The organism is Streptomyces luomodiensis (assembly GCF_031679605.1).
In the GTDB taxonomy this organism is placed as follows: domain Bacteria; phylum Actinomycetota; class Actinomycetes; order Streptomycetales; family Streptomycetaceae; genus Streptomyces; species Streptomyces luomodiensis.
In genome coordinates this window covers 6,646,685-6,661,761 of the sequence record NZ_CP117522.1, presented here as the reverse complement: position 1 = coordinate 6,661,761, position 15,077 = coordinate 6,646,685, and the positions used below count along the sequence as shown (strand labels likewise).

Sequence of the window (15,077 nt, the reverse complement as noted above, 5' to 3'; positions counted from 1 at the left end):
AAAGGCTGGAGATATTGCAGATCAAACAGCCGTTGACTCGATGACACGCCGCTTGTCCCCCTAGGATTCCCTCTATCACCTCACCGGTCTCTTTCGACAGGAACCCCATGAGCGACACTTCCTCCCCCTTCGGCTTCGAGCTCGTGCGGCGTGGGTACGACCGCGGTCAGGTGGACGACCGCATTTCCAAGCTCGTCGCCGACCGTGACAGTGCACTGGCCCGTATCACCTCTCTGGAAAAGCGCATCGAGGAGCTGCACCTCGAGACGCAGAACGCTCAGGCCCAGATCAACGATTCGGAGCCGTCCTACGCGGGGCTCGGCGCCCGGGTCGAGAAGATCCTCCGTCTCGCCGAGGAAGAGGCGAAGGAACTGCGCGAGGAGGCTCGCCGGGCCGCCGAACAGCACCGTGACCTGGCCGAGTCGGCCGCTCAGCAGGTCCGCAACGACGCGGAGGCGTTCGCCGCCGAGCGCAAGGCCAAGGCCGAGGACGAGGGCGCGCGGATCGTCGAGAAGGCGAAGGGCGAGGCGGCCACGCTGCGCCAGGACGCGCAGAAGGACGCCCAGTCCAAGCGCGAGGAGGCGGACGCCCTCTTCGAGGAGACCCGCGCCAAGGCCGCCCAGGCCGCCGCCGACTTCGAGACCAACCTGGCCAAGCGTCGCGAGCAGTCCGAGCGCGACCTGGCGTCCCGTCAGGCCAAGGCCGAGAAGCGGCTCGCCGAGATCGAGCACCGCGCCGAGCAGCTGCGCCTGGAGGCCGAGAAGCTGCGCACCGACGCCGAGCGCCGCGCCCGCCAGACCGTGGAGACCGCGCAGCGCCAGGCCGAGGACATCGTGGCCGACGCCAACGCCAAGGCCGACCGGATCCGCAGCGAGTCCGAGCGTGAGCTCGCGGCCCTCACCAACCGTCGCGACAGCATCAACGCCCAGCTGACCAACGTCCGCGAGATGCTGGCCACGCTGACCGGCGCGGCCGTGGCCGCGGCCGGCGGTCAGGGCGACGACGACGCGGTCAGCCGCGGCGTCCCCGCCCAGCAGACCCGGTGACCCTGGCTCACCACGCAGCCCACGATGCCCCGCGCCGCCACGAGCGGCGCGGGGCACGCGTATGTCCGGGGCCCGGCGGGGCTCTCACCACGGTTCCGCGAGGCGCCCCCGCGGTACGTCACCTCGGCTCCCCGGCCCCGCCACGACGCGGCGGTTTCGTCCCGGCACGATCCTGGATCACCTCGTCGGCGCGACGCAGGTGTCGCACGGCGGCGCGGCGCAGGTGTCGCACGGCGGCGCGGCGCAGGTGTCGCACGGCGGCGCGGCCGGCTCCCGCCGCGACCGTCGCCGCGATCCCGGCGGTGCCGGCGGTGGCCGCCCACCGGACCGTGGAGGGGGCCGCGGCGGCCGCCGCGCCAGACGTTCGGGCCGCTCGCTGGGCAGGGGGCGGCGGCTTTCCGGCCCCGCCGCCACCCAAGTCCCGGCGCTCCGGGCGCCCTCGGTGCGTCACCCTGACTCCCCGTCCGGCCACGACGCCACGCGAGTCCCGGCGCTCCGGGCGCCCTCGGTGCGTCACGCTGACTCCCCGTCCGGCCACGACGCGGCGGCTCCGCCCCGGAGCAGGCGGCTGCCCAGCCCCGGTCAGACGGCTCTCGGGCCCCGCCCGCCACGTAAGCCCCAGCTCTCCCGAGCTTGCGGAGCAGCGGCCCGGAGGGCCGGCACCCCGCACGAGACCCGAGGCAGAGCCCAGAACACGAGCCCTCCGCCCCTCAAGAAGCACGGGCCCGGGACGAAGTCCCCGCATGCGGCCGGGGCTTGGGACGGAGCCCCACGGGACGGCCGGAGCCCGGGGCGGAGCCCCACGGGACGGCCGGAGCCCGGGACGGAGCCCCCACGGGGCGGCCGGGGCCCGGGGCGGAGCCCCCTTGTGGGCCGGTTTCGGGGAGGGGCGGGGCGGGGGAGGCACTCCCCGTGACCGACCGCAGCCTCAGCGCCCTCGGCTTCGCCGACGTCCCCGCCCAGCAGCCCCTGACCTATCCCGGTCGCCCCATCACCCGTCCCACCCTCCTCACCGCCGGAGAGCTGTGGGAGCTGGAGCCCGCGCCGGGCCGGCTGGGCACCTGGCCGGTCCTCACAACGCCCGGCGGAGCACGGAGCGGAGAGCGGAGCGGGGGACGGAGCGGAGAGCGGAACCAAGGGCGGCAAGAGCCGCTCGACGCCGTTCTCAACCGCCTGGGCCGGGCCCCGACCGCCGACCGCCACCCCGTCATCGCGGTCGGTTCCAACGCCTCCCCCGCCCAGCTGCACCACAAGCTCTCCGGCCCCGGCCGCCCGGCCGCCGTCCCCATGGTCCCGGTCGACGTGCACGGCATCGCGGTCGGCTGCTCGGCCCACATCGGCCGGTACGGTTACGTGGCCTCCGCCCCGTACACGGCGCCCGGAGCCCGCACCCCCCTGGTCGTCAGCTGGCTGGACGCCGAGCAGCTGGCGGCCGTGGACGCCACCGAGTACCCCAACTACCGCCGCGTCCTGCTGCCCGGTGCGGAGTACCCGATGGTCATGCCGTCCGGCGAGCGGCTCCGGGGCGCGTATCTCTACGTCGGCGAGCGCGGGGTGCTGGTGTCCCCGGACGGCACCGAACGCCCCCTCCCCGGCGGCGGCGACCAAAGCGCCCTGCTCACCCGGCTGCTCGCCGGTTCGGCGCGGCTGCGCGCACTCCTCGGCCCCGACCCTGGGGCCTGGGTCGCCCGAGCGGGCGCCGGCCCCGCCGTGCGGGCGACCGGCACCCGGATCTTCCAGGAGGAGGGCTGGGCGCTGCCCCAACCCGCCCTTCTGCGCTGCCCGGAGGACGAGCGCGGCGGCCCCGGACGGCCCCAGGGTTACGATGCGCTCTCATCCCTCGAATAACGGGAACCGTCAACACGCCGTTATCCTCCTAAGCCTCACCGGGGGCGAGCACGCCCGACCCATGCTCATGAGGGGCGGAGAATGATCGAGGCAGTCGGCCTGACGAAGCGCTACGGCGCCAAGACGGCCGTGTACAACCTGTCCTTCCAGGTGCGGCCGGGTGCCGTCACCGGCTTCCTCGGGCCCAACGGGTCGGGCAAGTCCACCACGATGCGGATGATCCTGGGCCTCGACGAGCCCACCGCCGGCCATGTCACGGTCGGCGGCTACCCGTTCCGCAAACTGCCCAACGCCCCCCGCCAGGTGGGCGCGCTCCTCGACGCCAAGGCGGTGCACGGCGGCCGCAGCGCACGGCAGCATCTGCTCTGCCTCGCCCAGCTGTCCGGGATTCCGGCCCGCCGGGTCGACGAAGTGCTGGGCGTGGTGGGACTCCAGAACGTGGCGCGCAAGCGCTCCAAGGGCTTCTCCCTCGGCATGGGACAGCGTCTGGGCATCGCGGCCGCCCTCCTCGGCGATCCCCAGGTGCTGCTCTTCGACGAGCCGGTCAACGGCCTGGACCCCGAGGGCATCCTCTGGGTCCGTAACTTCATGAAGCAGCTGGCCTCCGAGGGCCGCACCGTCTTCGTCTCCAGCCATCTGATGAGCGAGATGGCGCTCACCGCCGACCATCTGATCGTGATCGGGCGCGGACAACTGCTCGCCGATATGAGCGTCAAGGACTTCATCTCCTACAACTCGGCGGACTTCGCACGCGTCCGCACCCCCGAGGGCGATCCGCAGCAGCGCGAGAAGCTGACCGCCGCGCTGAGCGAGGCGGGCGGCCAGGTGCTGCCGGAGCAGGACGGCGCGCTGCGGGTGACCGGGCTGCCGCTGCCGCGCATCAGCGATCTGGCGCATGGGGCGGACGTCCGGCTGTGGGAGCTCTCCCCGCACCAGGCGTCGCTGGAAGAGGCGTACATGCGGATGACGCAGGGCGCGGTGGACTACCGCTCGACCCTCGACGAGCGCGCCGCCCTCCAGCAGGCGGTCCCCGGCGCGGTGCCGCAGGGCGGGCCGTACGGCTATGCGCCGGCCGCTCCGGGACAGCCCGTGGGCTTCCCGCCCGGGACCGTGCTGCCGGGGTACGCGGAACCGCCGGCCCCGCCGCAGCCGCACGCCCCGGGCATGGCGATCCCCGCCGCGCCGGCCTCTCCCGCCGCGCCGGCCGGTCCTGCCGCTCCCGCTGCTCCGGCCGCCTCCGCCGCCGCGCCCGCGGCACCCGCCGCGCCCGCGATGCTGCCCACCGCTCCCCCGGCTCCCCCGGCTCAGCCGCCCGCGGCGCCGCCCGCCCCCGCAGATCTGAACAAGAGCGACACCGAGGACGCCCGATGACGACCCCGTACCAGCACCAGTCCCAGGCGCCCGTCCCCCCGCAGGGTCCTCCCCAGGGGCCTCCGCAAGCAGCCCCGCCGATGCCGCCGCGGCAACCGCACCAGGCGGCGCCGCAGCACCCCGGATCGCACGCGCAGGCGCAGCCGCAGGCACACCAGCCGATGCCGTTCGGGTCTCCCTCGCAGCCGTACGCCGCCGTCGGCCCGTACACCTCGCCGATCCCGGTCCGGCGCACCCACCTCGGCAACGCCCTCGCCTCCGAGTGGACGAAGATCAAGTCGGTGCGCTCCACGATCTGGACGCTGAGCGTCATGGTCGCGCTGGTCGCCGGGGTCGGGCTGCTGGTGGCGGCGGGCACCAGTGACACCGACTACAGCGACGTCCCCACCACCCTCCCCGGATTCTTCGGCATCCTGCTCGGCCAGCTGTGCATCGTCACCCTCGGGGTGCTCGTGATCACCTCCGAGTACGGCACCGGGATGATCCGGACCACCTTCACCGCCTCCCCGCAGCGCTCACGGGTGCTCACCGCCAAGGTGCTGGTCTTCTTCGCCCTGTCGTTCACCACCACGACGCTCGCGCTCACGCTGGTGGCCTACGCCAGCATGGGGATGCACAGCGGACCGGAGGTCATGGAGCCGACGAACGACCAGATACTGGGCGCGACGGTCGGCGCGGGGTTGTATGTGTCGCTGCTGGGGCTGCTGTCGCTGGCCGTCGGGTCGATGCTGCGGCACTCCGCGGGCGCCATCACCACGATGCTCGGTGTGGTGCTGCTGCCGTCCATCCTCCCCGCGTTCTTGATGATGTCGGACAGCCTCCGCGATCTGGGTGTGAAGATGCAGGAGTACGCCTCGCCCCAGGCGCTGGCCTCCCTCTTCCGGATCGACGACAGCCTGAACAGCGGCTGGCCTCAGCTGGGAGTGCTGGCCGCGATCGCGGCGGGGGCGCTGGTCGGGGCGTATGTGCTGCTGGAGAGGCGCGATGTGTAGCGATGACGCGTAGGAGCGATGAGGAGGGCCGGCGGGGGGCCTGAGTCAGTATCTCGGCGCGTTACGGGACCGCTGGAGCTTGGCGCTCCGGCGGTCCCGTGCGTTCCAGCACGCCTTGTGCCAGTGGCGCCGGTCGTCCGCGCCCATGTGCTGCTGCCAGGCGACCACATGCGCCACCCCCGGCGGAATCTCCTGGTCGCAGCCGGGGCAGCGGTAGTGCTTGGCGGCGGCTGTGCCGCCGACCTGCCGGACCACCCACTCCTCCCCCTGCCAGCTCTCCATGCGATCGAGGCCATAACGGTCCGTGCCCTCCCGACCGACGGGCTTCTCGGGCTTCTCGCCGCCTCGCGGGCGGTTTCGGCGTGGAGACACGGGGCACCTCGACAGAACTGGGAGCTAACGGGCTGTGACCAGCGTACGCGCTACAGTCACCGCCCCGGTAAGCCGTCGTCCACACCCGCCCTCCGATCATCATGAAAACTTCATGCCCGCCCGTGCCCTTGGCACGTGTCAGGCGTTAATGCCTATGAGGGGGAATGCCCGCGTCGGCAGCTGAGCCGCGACAAGGAGGCAGTTCACAATGGATGTGGGGGCTTTTATCCTGGCCGCTCAATTCCCTGGCCAGGGACAGGAAGAGGCGTTGCACCGGGCGGTGCGGTCGGCCGAGCTCGCCGAGGAGACCGGACTGGACGCGGTCTGGATCGCCGAGCACCACTTCGTTCCGTACGGGGTCTGTCCGTCCGCGGTCACCCTGGCCGGGCTGGTGCTGGGACGTACCCGCCGGATCGGCGTCGGTACGGCGGTGAGCGTACTGCCGACCGCGCATCCCGTCGCGCTGGGTGAGCAGGCCGCACTGCTCCACCTCCTCTCCGGTGGCCGGTTCACGCTGGGTGTCGGCCGCGGCGGCCCCTGGGTGGATCTCGAGGTCTTCGGCTCCGGGCTGCGGGCGTACGAGCAGGGCTTCCCCGAATCGCTCGATCTGCTGTTGCGCTGGCTGCGCGAGCCACGGGTGGGGGCGGACGGGGAGCGGTACTCCTTCCGCGAGGTGGCGGTGGTGCCGCGCGCCGACGACGCCCTCGGCGGACCGGAAGGGCCGGAAGGCCGGGAACGACCGGAAGGCCTGGAAGGACAGGCGGTGGGCGCCCCGCCGGTGCTCGTCGCCTGCACCTCGCCCGCCAGTGTGCGGCTCGCCGCCGAGCGCGGGCTGCCCATGCTGCTCGGCATGCACTGCGGGGACGAGGAGAAAGCCGAGGTGGTCGGCCTGTGGCGGCAGTGCGCGCTGGAGGCGGGCCGTACCCCGGAGGACGTCGAGGCGGTGGCGGCGCGGCATGTCTCGGCCGGGGTGGTGCAGGTCGCGGACTCCCGGCAGACGGCGGCCGAGACCCTGGTCAAGGCGATGCCCGGCTGGTTACGGCAGGGGCTGGACGCGCATGTGACGGTCGACGGCCGGCAGCGCCGGATGCGTGACCCCGTGGCCTACGCGGAGCTGCTGTGCGAGCTGCATCCGGTGGGATCGCCGCGGCTGTGCGCCGACCGGCTGGCGGCGACCGCGGAGCACACCGGTATCCGCCGGTTCGCGCTGCTGGTCGAGGGGTCGGGGGATCTGGCGACCACGGAGGAGAATGTGCGTCGGCTCGGTGGTGAGGTGCTGCCGCTCCTGCGCTGATACACCTCCCCCTGGCGGAGCGGCAGCGGAGGTCCCGTCAGCAGTCGCGGAGCTCGGGTGACTGGTTGAGCAGCTGCCCCCGGACCGAGGTGAAGCGGGCGAGGCGTTCGTCGGCGGAGGCGTCCACCGGGAAGACCGCGACCCGGTGGCAGTTCTGGAAGGCCAGTCGCACCCCGAAGTGGCGCTCCAGCGCGCCGCGTATCGCGTCACTCGCCAGTGCGCGGAGCAGCTGACCGCGTGCCTGCTCGTCGGGCGGCGGCGTCTGGTTGTCGGCGAACTCCCCGCCGTCCACCTTCAGCTGTGCCACCAGTGAGCTGATCATCTCCCATGCGTAGGGTAGGGAGTTCCTGACGCAGTCGACGAAGGCGGCTTCGTCGACCTCGCCTCGCTCGGCCTGTTCGAGCAGGGCCGGTGAGACGTCGAGCGACATGGGTTCTCCTCTCGCGACCCCGCGAGCGGGGTCTCAGGGACGGGAAGGGCGGACGGCGACGCAGCGTACCCATCCGACGACCACCCGCTTCAACGGTAATTCGGCCACTGCCCCCGCACCAGGAGAATGGGCACACAACCAGCCATCGCCGAAGGGGGCCATCGACGGACGAATCGCGTGAGGCGGTGGTGGTCGAGTAGCGTTGCCGACCATGCGTCTCGTCATCGCCCGGTGCTCTGTGGACTACGCCGGCCGCCTCACCGCCCACCTTCCCTCGGCACCCCGTCTGATCCTCGTCAAGGCCGACGGCAGCGTGTCCATCCACGCGGACGACAGGGCCTACAAACCCCTCAACTGGATGTCTCCGCCGTGCACGCTGAAGGAAGGCGACGACGATGTGTGGACGGTCGTGAACAAGGCGGGCGAGAAGCTCATCATCACGATGGAGGAGATCCTCCACGACTCCTCGCACGAACTCGGCGTGGACCCCGGGCTGATCAAGGACGGGGTCGAGGCGCATCTCCAGGAGCTGCTCGCCGACCGTATCGAGACACTCGGCGATGGCTGGACGCTTATTCGGCGTGAATACCCCACTGCCATTGGCCCCGTGGACATTCTCTGCCGCGACGCGGACGGGGCGACGGTCGCCGTGGAGATCAAACGCCGTGGTGAGATCGACGGGGTCGAGCAGCTCACCCGCTATCTCGAACTCCTCAACCGGGACCCGCATCTCGCCCCGGTGAAGGGCATCTTCGCCGCCCAGGAGATCAAGCCCCAGGCCCGCGTCCTCGCCACCGACCGGGGCATCGGCTGCGTGGTGCTGGACTACGACGCGCTCCGGGGCATCGAGGACGACAAGCTCCGCCTCTTCTGACCGGCCGCTGGGGCCCGGGGCCGACGGCCCCGGGCCTTCTTCCGTCGTACGGACCCTTCCCCGGCCCCTGAGCCGACCACATCCCGCCACGGGGGCCGGGCGGGATCCGGCTCGTTCCGGCGCCTGTGGCCGCCCGGCGTCCGCCTGTGGTCCGCCCGGCGTCCGCCTGGTGTCCCGGTGCGTGTGCGTCCGGCGTCCGGCCGCGGCGGGAGCGGGGTTACGCCCCGACCGGGCCGGCGGTGGCCGAGGCCGTGTGGGTGGTGGGGGCGCTCGCGGTGTTGGACGTGCCGTCGGTGGGGGTCGTGGTCGGGGCGGAGGTCGAGGGCGTCGGCTCGCTGGGCTGACCGGTCGGGGTCGTCGGCTTGTCCGTCGGCGGCTTGCTCGTGGGCTTCGGACGCTGGGTCGTGGGGTCCGACGACGGCGGCGAGGGCGGCTGCCCGCTGTCCGAGGGCGCGCCGCTCGTCGACGACGGGCCGCTCGACGCCGTGGACCCGCTGGGCGAGCCGCTGCTCGGCGCGGACGGGGACGCGGGCGCCTGCGGCGCCCCGCTGAGGCCCGGCTGGGGGGCCTGGCTGGTGCCGCTCGTGGGCTCGTCGGCGGTCGGGTCGTCGTCCCGCTGCGTGGCCGACCGGCCCGGCTTGACCTTGTCGGTGGGGGTGTCGTGGTCGTTGCCCGAGGTGGCGCCCAGGGTCACCACGGTGCCGAGCACGGCCACCAGCAGCACACCGGCGGCCGCCGCGACCACATTGCGCCGGGCACCGTGCGCCGCCAGGCGGCGCAGACCGCGCGGCTTGCCGCCGGAGAGCCCGGCGGAGGACCCGCCGGAGGCGGACGCGGTGCCGGGGGCCGCCGGGGTGGCGGAAGCGGCCACCGAGGTCCGGGAGACGGCCGGGATCGCCGCCGTCGCCGCCGTGGCCGTCACCGCCGTCGTGCCCAGGGCGGCCAGCGGCGTCGTCGCCGCCACCTTCGGGGTGACGATCGTGGTCTCCGTGTCGTCCGGCCCGGCGCCCGCCGCCGAGAACGCGCCGGAGGACGCACCCGAGGACGTACCCGAAGGCGCACCGGAAGACGCGCCGGAGGACGCACTCGGGGACGCCACGCCCTTGCCGCTCACCCCGAACGCCCCGGCCATCGCCGAGCCCGGCGAGCGGTCGGCGACCAGGGCCAGCGCGCGCCGGCCCGCGACCGTGCCCCGCTTGTCCGCGAGGACGCCGCGCAGCCCGATCGACGCCTCCAACTCCGCGCGGGCCCGGTCCAGATTGCCCGTGCACAGCGCGAGGACGCCCAGCTCATGGTGGAAGTACGCCTCGTCCGCGACCTGTCCCGCCAGCCGCGCGGCCTCCTGGCCGTGGCGCACCGCCCGCTCCCAGGCGCCCCAGTGCAGCGCCGCGGCGAAGGCGGGTGCGGCGGCGCGGGCGAGGCGCACGGCGGCGTCGGCGTGGCCCGCCTCGCGGCTGCCGATGAGCGCGGCCATCGCCGCGAGGATCGCGTCGGCCTCGGCGGCCACGCGCTCGGGCGCCACCGAGCGGTGGCCGGCCCACCAGGCGTAGTGCTCGGCGAGGGTGTGCGCACGCCCGGCGTTCTCGTCGGCGTAGCCCTCCTGCGCGAGGTGGTCGGTGACGCCCGCCGCCAGCCGGTAGTGCGATCCGGCCGGGGTGACGAGGCCGCAGCCGAGCAGTTCGCCGAGGGCCGCGTCCGCGTGGGTGTCCCCGGTGAGCGCGGGCAGATGGGCCCGGTGCGGGCATTCGCCGCCGAGCGCGACCGCGAACCGCAGGGCGTCGCGGGCCGTCTCGCTCAGCCGGGCGGCGAGCAGCGCGGCGGGGGACGCCGCCTCGGCGAGCGAGGGCAGCGCGGCCTCGTGGCCCTCGTCCGCCTCCGGCCCGGCGGGGTCGTCGCGCAGGGCGTCCCGCTGCCGCAGCAGCGCGCCCGCCTGCACGAAGCGCAGCGGCAGCCCCTCGGACTCGAACCACAGATCCGCCGCCCAGCTCACCTCGTCCTCCGCCAGCGGCCGCCGTGCGGCCCGCTCCAGCAGTTCGAGACCGGCCGTACGGCTGAGCCCGGAGAGGGAGACCTCCTCGAGGTGCGCGTCGGGGGACGGGCTCGGGACGTCGGGAGTGGCGGAGATCAGGAACGCGCATTCGGGGGTCGCGTCGAGGAACTCGTCCAGCGCGGTGCCGCCGAACTCGATGTCGTCGAGGACGACAACCGCGCCGATCTCCTGGACCGCGTCCAGCAGCTCCGCCCGGTCGGGCCGGTACAGCGGGGCGCTGAAGACGGCGGCGTAGAGGTCGTGGAGGAGGTCGGCGGGGGTGCGGCGGTAGCCGGAGAGGCGTACGACACCGTCGGGCGCGAGCCGCTCGCAGTCGGCGGCGACGGCCTCCAGCAGGGTGCTGCGCCCCACGCCGGAGGGCCCGGTGACCCGCACCGAGCGGCCGCGGGCGACCAGCCGGGCGAGCCGGTCCCGCTCGTCGTCGCGCTCCAGCATCGGCAGCTCGGGTACGACGGTGCCGGACGGACGCGGCGGGGCGGCGGCGCGGCGCAACTCCTCGCGCTCGTCGGGGCCGTGGCGCTCGGGCCGGTCGGGGCGCTCTCCGGGCGAGCAGGGTTCTATCTCGCTGCCGTCCACGGGGTTGACCGTCAGCAGATGGTCACCGGTGACGATGCGCGCGGTGCGGACCGGCCCCGCGGCAGAGCCGGCAGAGGCAGCAGACCCGGCGGAGGCAGAGGAGGCGGACGAGCCGGGCACCGGCCCGCCCGGAGGGGGCGTCGGCTCGTCCCCCGGCAGCCCCGGCACGCGTACGGCGGACGGGCGCGACGACGAGCCGTCGCCGTCCGCCACAGGCGCGCCGGAGGCCCCGCCCGGCCCGGCGTCGTCGTGACCGTGCTCTTCCGGTCTGTCGTTCTTCGGGTCCATGGTCCTTGCCCCCCAGAGGCGTGGCGTGCTGTAAGGCTCCCCGGCCTGCCTTCGCTTCTGGTCCGGTGCCGCCGTAGAGAGTGCGTCCGGCGTCCACCGAACCCCGGGCCGTATGCGACGGCCTGGACCTGCTCACAGTATCCACCGCGCCGGAGGGCGCCCGCGCCACCCCGGGCAACGCGCCACCCCCGCCAACGCGCCCCCGGGCAACCGGCCCACGCCGCTCAGACCCGCGGCAGCGACTCCGCCTCCAGACCGCCTTCGATCGCCAGGATGCGGTGCAGCCGGGTGGCCACCAGCAGCCGCTGCATCTGGGGCGGCACCCCGCGCAGCACGAGCCGTCTGCCCATCCGGCCGGCCCGGCGGTGCGCACCCATGATCACCCCGAGTCCGGTGGCGTCCCAGGAGTCCAATTCGGTGAGGTCGAGAACGAGATCCCCGCCGCCGGCGTCGACGGCGGTGTGCAGGGCCGTACGGGCGTCCGCCGCGCTCCGGACGTCCAGTCGGCCCCCGACGACCAGCTCGGCGTGGTCGCCCCTGATGTGCATATGCGCTCCCCACTACGGTGCGTCGTGTCGTCAATGCGCCATTTCTGTCTACAGAACTGACTGCCTCTCATACGAGGAAGTTGCCGTCTGTAAGCGAACCGATACCGATTTCACCCGCGAGGGTGAGTTCCGGCCCTGGCGCCGCACCAGGGCCCTCAGTAGCGGTAGAAGCCCTCGCCGCTCTTGCGGCCGATGTCCCCCGCATCGACCATCCGGCGCATGATCTCCGGCGGTGCGAACTTCTCGTCCTGGGACTCGGTGTAGATGTTGTCGGTGGCGTGCAGCAGGATGTCCACGCCGGTCAGATCGGCCGTCGCGAGGGGTCCCATCGCATGGCCGAAGCCCAGCTTGCAGGCGGTGTCGATGTCCTCGGCCGTGGCAACCCCCGACTCGTACAGCTTCGCCGCTTCCACGACGAGCGCCGAGATGAGCCGGGTGGTGACAAAGCCCGCGACATCGCGGTTGACGACGATACAGGTCTTGCCCACGCCCTCGGCGAACTCCCGTGCGGCGGCCAGGGTTTCGTCGCTGGTCTTGTAGCCGCGGACCAGCTCGCACAGCCCCATCATCGGGACCGGCGAGAAGAAGTGGGTGCCGACGACCCGCTCCGGGCGCCGGGTGGCCGCGGCGATCTTGGTGATCGGGATGGCGGAGGTGTTCGACGCCAGGATCGCGTCGTCCTTGACCAGCTCGTCGAGGGCGCCGAAGATCTCCCGCTTGACCTCGATCTTCTCGAAGACCGCCTCCACCACGACATCGGCCTCGGCGGCGGCGTCGAGGTCGGTCGTGGTGGTGATCCGGCCCAGCGCCCGCTCGGCCTCCTCCGCCGCCAGCTTGCCCTTGGAGACGAACTTCTCGTACGAGCTACGGATGGCGTCCGTACCGCGCCGCAGCGCCTCGTCGGTCACATCACGCAGCACCACGTCCCAGCCTGCCTGGGCCGAGACCTGCGCGATACCGGACCCCATGAGTCCGGCTCCGATGACCGCGAGCTTCTTGGCCACGACACACACCCTTCCGTTTTCGCGACAATTCGATGTGCCGGACCTTAACGCCCGTTCACCCCTGCGGGCAGCCCCTCGTAACGCGCGTCACGGTGTGTTCTTCACCGCATAGTTGAGCACTGTGTCGCTGAGGAGCGATTCCATGACGTCGACCTTACGGAGGGCGTCCTCGGCGACCTCGTCCACGCTGCCGCCCTCCGCGAGCCCGTGCTGGATGGCGCGCCGGACGGCGTTCTCCGCGCCGACGAGCTGATGGGCGATGAACTCGGGGGTCGGGTCCTGCGGCGCGGCGGCGGCCTCTTCGCGCAGCGTGCCGCCGAGCCGGTTGACGGCCCTGCCCTGGATCGTGAAGAGCCGGGCCATCAGCGTCGGCGAATCCACGATGACCTGCCGGAACCGGTCGAACCCCGCGGTCAGCCCGACATAGGGGTGCCGCTCGCCGATGTCCTGGCGCAGCTGGTCCAGCAGCGCCCGCGCCGCCGACTGGCCGACGGCGCGCTCCCGGACGAGCCGGGAGGGGCGGTCGACGATCTCCTCCTCGCGGTCGACGAAGAGGTCCTCCTTGGCCGGGAAGTAGTTGTAGACCGTGTTGACGGAGACCTCGGCCGCCTCGGCGATCTCCGCGATCGTGACCGCCTCGAAGCCGCGCTCCATGAACAGCCCGGTCGCGACGTCCGAGATGTGCTGCCTGGTCTGCCGCTTCTTCCGCTCCCTGAGCCCTTCCGCCATGGCCTCATCCTAACTTCGCTGGGGCTCCTTGGTTTTTGGGGTCGTTGCAAAAATAGAGTCTCCCTGTTTTTCTTGTCCCATGGCAGTCATCACGACGAACGGCCTCACCCACACCTTCCGGACCAAACGCGGCCCCGTGACGGCCGTGCGCGGTATCGACCTGACCGTCGAACGCGGGGAGATCCTGGGCTTCCTCGGGCCCAACGGAGCGGGCAAGACCACCACGCTGCGGATGCTCACCACGCTGCTCCCGCCCACCGGGGGCAGCGCCACCGTGGCCGGCCACGACCTCGCCCGCGATCCGGCGGGGGTGCGCCGGCGGATCGGATACGTGGCCCAGTCCGGCGGGGTCGACCCGACCGTCTCGGTACGGGAGGAACTGGTCACCCAGGGGCGGCTCTACCGGATGGGCAAGGCCGAGGCGACCGCCCGCGCCGCGGAGCTGGCCCGGGAACTGGACCTCACCGAGCTGCTGGACCGCCCCTGCGCCGCGCTCTCCGGCGGGCAGCGGCGGCGGCTGGACATCGCCCTCGGCCTGGTCCACCGGCCCGAGATCCTCTTCCTGGACGAGCCGACCACCGGGCTCGACCCCGGCAGCCGCGCCGAGCTGTGGCAGCTGGTGCGCCGGCTGCGCGCCGAGCAGGACATGACCGTCTTCCTGACCACCCACTACCTGGACGAGGCGGAGGCCCTGTCCGACCGGCTCGTCATCGTCGACCAGGGCCAAGTGGCCGCCGAGGGCACCGCGGCGGGGCTCAAGGCCGGGTACGGCGGCTCGCCGGACGCCACCCTCCAGGACGCCTTCATCGCCATCACCGGGCGCGGCGCCACCCCGCGCCACCCCGCCCCGCTCGCCGTCTGACCCCGGAAGAAGGCCCCATGCCTCAGCTCGTCTCCGACACGGCCCTGATCTTCGGCCGCTACGCCCGCCAGACGCTGCGCTCCAAGCCCGCCCTGGTCTTCGGGATGGTCCAGCCGCTGCTCTTCCTCGTCTTCTTCGGCCCACTGCTCACCGATGTGCCGCTGGGCGGCCAGGGCAGCTCCTGGCAGACCATTGTCCCCGGCATCCTCATCCAACTCGGGCTCTTCAGCGCCTCGTTCGCCGGGATCGGGCTGGTCTTCGAGCGGCGCACGGGCGTCATCGAGCGGATGCGGGTCACCCCGGTCAGCCGGCTGGCGCTGCTCATGGGCCGGGTGCTCAAGGACGTCGTGCAGTTGCTGGTGCAATCCCTGGTGCTGGTGTGCGTCGCCGTGGCGCTCGGGCTGCGCGCCCCGGTGCTGGGCGTGGCCATCGGCTTCGTCTTCGTCGGCGTGCTGACCGTCTCGCTCGCCTCGCTCTCGTACGCGCTGGCGATGCGGGTGGCCTCCCCGCAGGGGTTCGCGCCGGTCATCAACTCGCTCACCATGCCCGCGATGCTGCTGTCCGGGATTCTGCTGCCGATGTCGCTCGGGCCGCGCTGGCTCGACATCGCCTCGCACTTCGTGCCGTTCCGCTATCTCGTGGACGGGGTGCGGGCCGCCTTCGCCGGGGAGTACGGGGACGGGAAGATCGCGCTGGCGGCGCTGGTCGCCTCCGCGCTGGCGGTGGTGGCCGTGACCCTCGGCGCCCGGCTCTTCCGGCAGGCCGGGGCGTAGGGCCGCCGCGTAGGCTCGGC

General features: G+C 73.0%; 14 protein-coding genes. 8 read left to right on the top strand and 6 right to left on the bottom strand.

Annotated features, from left to right (window positions below; all coding sequences use genetic code 11):
- The first annotated feature begins 107 nt into the window (after positions 1-107).
- The 4 genes from PS467_RS28160 (at position 108) to PS467_RS28145 (ending at position 5,257) form a co-directional block, all read left to right on the top strand.
- Positions 108-1,046 carry a coiled-coil domain-containing protein gene (locus tag PS467_RS28160; protein WP_268974465.1) on the top strand — a complete coding sequence of 313 codons (939 nt, stop codon included), beginning with the start codon at positions 108-110 and terminating at the stop codon, positions 1,044-1,046.
- A gap of 912 nt (positions 1,047-1,958) precedes the next feature.
- Entirely contained in the window at positions 1,959-2,894 is a 936-nt protein-coding gene (locus PS467_RS28155; RefSeq protein ID WP_311037579.1) for a hypothetical protein, read from the top strand.
- Between the two features lie 81 nt (positions 2,895-2,975).
- Positions 2,976-4,265, top strand: coding sequence for an ABC transporter ATP-binding protein (locus PS467_RS28150; RefSeq protein ID WP_311037578.1), 1,290 nt, complete (start codon positions 2,976-2,978; stop codon positions 4,263-4,265).
- Positions 4,262-5,257, top strand: coding sequence for an ABC transporter permease (locus PS467_RS28145; protein WP_311037577.1), 996 nt, complete (start codon positions 4,262-4,264; stop codon positions 5,255-5,257). Before PS467_RS28150 ends, PS467_RS28145 begins: the two co-directional genes overlap by 4 nt.
- A 45-nt stretch (positions 5,258-5,302) precedes the next feature.
- Here PS467_RS28145 and PS467_RS28140 read toward each other — a convergent pair whose 3' ends face one another.
- Positions 5,303-5,629 carry an Rv1322 family protein gene (locus PS467_RS28140; RefSeq protein WP_311037576.1) on the bottom strand — a complete coding sequence of 109 codons (327 nt, stop codon included), beginning with the start codon at positions 5,627-5,629 and terminating at the stop codon, positions 5,303-5,305.
- A gap of 208 nt (positions 5,630-5,837) precedes the next feature.
- Here PS467_RS28140 and PS467_RS28135 point away from each other — a divergent pair, with 208 nt between their 5' ends.
- Entirely contained in the window at positions 5,838-6,923 is a 1,086-nt protein-coding gene (locus tag PS467_RS28135; protein WP_311037575.1) for an LLM class flavin-dependent oxidoreductase, read from the top strand.
- Positions 6,924-6,960: 37 nt separating this feature from the next.
- Here the strand turns inward: PS467_RS28135 and PS467_RS28130 are convergent, their stop codons facing one another.
- Positions 6,961-7,353, bottom strand: a complete 393-nt coding sequence (locus PS467_RS28130; RefSeq protein WP_311037574.1) for an SCO5389 family protein — start codon at positions 7,351-7,353, stop codon at positions 6,961-6,963.
- A 211-nt stretch (positions 7,354-7,564) separates the two neighbouring features.
- On the opposite strand from PS467_RS28130, the gene nucS reads away from it, so the two are divergent.
- Complete coding sequence (nucS, locus tag PS467_RS28125) at positions 7,565-8,227, top strand: endonuclease NucS (RefSeq protein WP_311037573.1); 663 nt, start codon at positions 7,565-7,567, stop codon at positions 8,225-8,227.
- Between the two features lie 217 nt (positions 8,228-8,444).
- On the opposite strand, the gene PS467_RS28120 is transcribed toward nucS, so the two are convergent.
- From PS467_RS28120 to PS467_RS28105, 4 genes are all read right to left on the bottom strand, one after another.
- On the bottom strand, positions 8,445-11,141 hold the full coding sequence (locus tag PS467_RS28120) for an ATP-binding protein (protein WP_311037572.1): 2,697 nt from the start codon (positions 11,139-11,141) through the stop codon (positions 8,445-8,447).
- A gap of 224 nt (positions 11,142-11,365) precedes the next feature.
- On the bottom strand, positions 11,366-11,689 hold the full coding sequence (locus PS467_RS28115; protein ID WP_211123629.1) for an STAS domain-containing protein: 324 nt from the start codon (positions 11,687-11,689) through the stop codon (positions 11,366-11,368).
- 155 nt (positions 11,690-11,844) lie between these two features.
- A complete protein-coding gene (locus tag PS467_RS28110) occupies positions 11,845-12,693 on the bottom strand; it encodes a 3-hydroxyacyl-CoA dehydrogenase family protein (protein ID WP_311037571.1) in 849 nt (282 codons plus the stop codon).
- An 87-nt stretch (positions 12,694-12,780) separates the two neighbouring features.
- Complete coding sequence (locus tag PS467_RS28105) at positions 12,781-13,422, bottom strand: TetR/AcrR family transcriptional regulator (RefSeq protein WP_268974457.1); 642 nt, start codon at positions 13,420-13,422, stop codon at positions 12,781-12,783.
- Between the two features lie 79 nt (positions 13,423-13,501).
- Here PS467_RS28105 and PS467_RS28100 point away from each other — a divergent pair, with 79 nt between their 5' ends.
- Together PS467_RS28100 and PS467_RS28095 are read left to right on the top strand one after the other, a co-directional pair.
- Positions 13,502-14,284: an ABC transporter ATP-binding protein gene (locus PS467_RS28100; RefSeq protein ID WP_311037570.1), complete on the top strand. Its 783-nt coding sequence runs from the start codon at positions 13,502-13,504 to the stop codon at positions 14,282-14,284.
- Positions 14,285-14,301: 17 nt separating this feature from the next.
- Positions 14,302-15,057: an ABC transporter permease gene (locus PS467_RS28095; protein ID WP_311037569.1), complete on the top strand. Its 756-nt coding sequence runs from the start codon at positions 14,302-14,304 to the stop codon at positions 15,055-15,057.
- Positions 15,058-15,077 lie beyond the last annotated feature (20 nt).

Excerpts from the sequence above, each read along its gene's own strand:
- PS467_RS28160 (WP_268974465.1), top strand. The coding sequence starts at position 108 with ATGAGCGACACTTCCTCCCCCTTCGGCTTCGAGCTCGTGCGGCGTGGG.
- PS467_RS28150 (WP_311037578.1), top strand. The coding sequence starts at position 2,976 with ATGATCGAGGCAGTCGGCCTGACGAAGCGCTACGGCGCCAAGACGGCC.
- PS467_RS28145 (WP_311037577.1), top strand. The coding sequence starts at position 4,262 with ATGACGACCCCGTACCAGCACCAGTCCCAGGCGCCCGTCCCCCCGCAG.
- PS467_RS28135 (WP_311037575.1), top strand. The coding sequence starts at position 5,838 with ATGGATGTGGGGGCTTTTATCCTGGCCGCTCAATTCCCTGGCCAGGGA.
- PS467_RS28130 (WP_311037574.1), bottom strand. The coding sequence starts at position 7,353 with ATGTCGCTCGACGTCTCACCGGCCCTGCTCGAACAGGCCGAGCGAGGC.
- nucS (WP_311037573.1), top strand. The coding sequence starts at position 7,565 with ATGCGTCTCGTCATCGCCCGGTGCTCTGTGGACTACGCCGGCCGCCTC.
- PS467_RS28120 (WP_311037572.1), bottom strand. The coding sequence starts at position 11,141 with ATGGACCCGAAGAACGACAGACCGGAAGAGCACGGTCACGACGACGCC.
- PS467_RS28115 (WP_211123629.1), bottom strand. The coding sequence starts at position 11,689 with ATGCACATCAGGGGCGACCACGCCGAGCTGGTCGTCGGGGGCCGACTG.
- PS467_RS28105 (WP_268974457.1), bottom strand. The coding sequence starts at position 13,422 with ATGGCGGAAGGGCTCAGGGAGCGGAAGAAGCGGCAGACCAGGCAGCAC.
- PS467_RS28100 (WP_311037570.1), top strand. The coding sequence starts at position 13,502 with ATGGCAGTCATCACGACGAACGGCCTCACCCACACCTTCCGGACCAAA.
- PS467_RS28095 (WP_311037569.1), top strand. The coding sequence starts at position 14,302 with ATGCCTCAGCTCGTCTCCGACACGGCCCTGATCTTCGGCCGCTACGCC.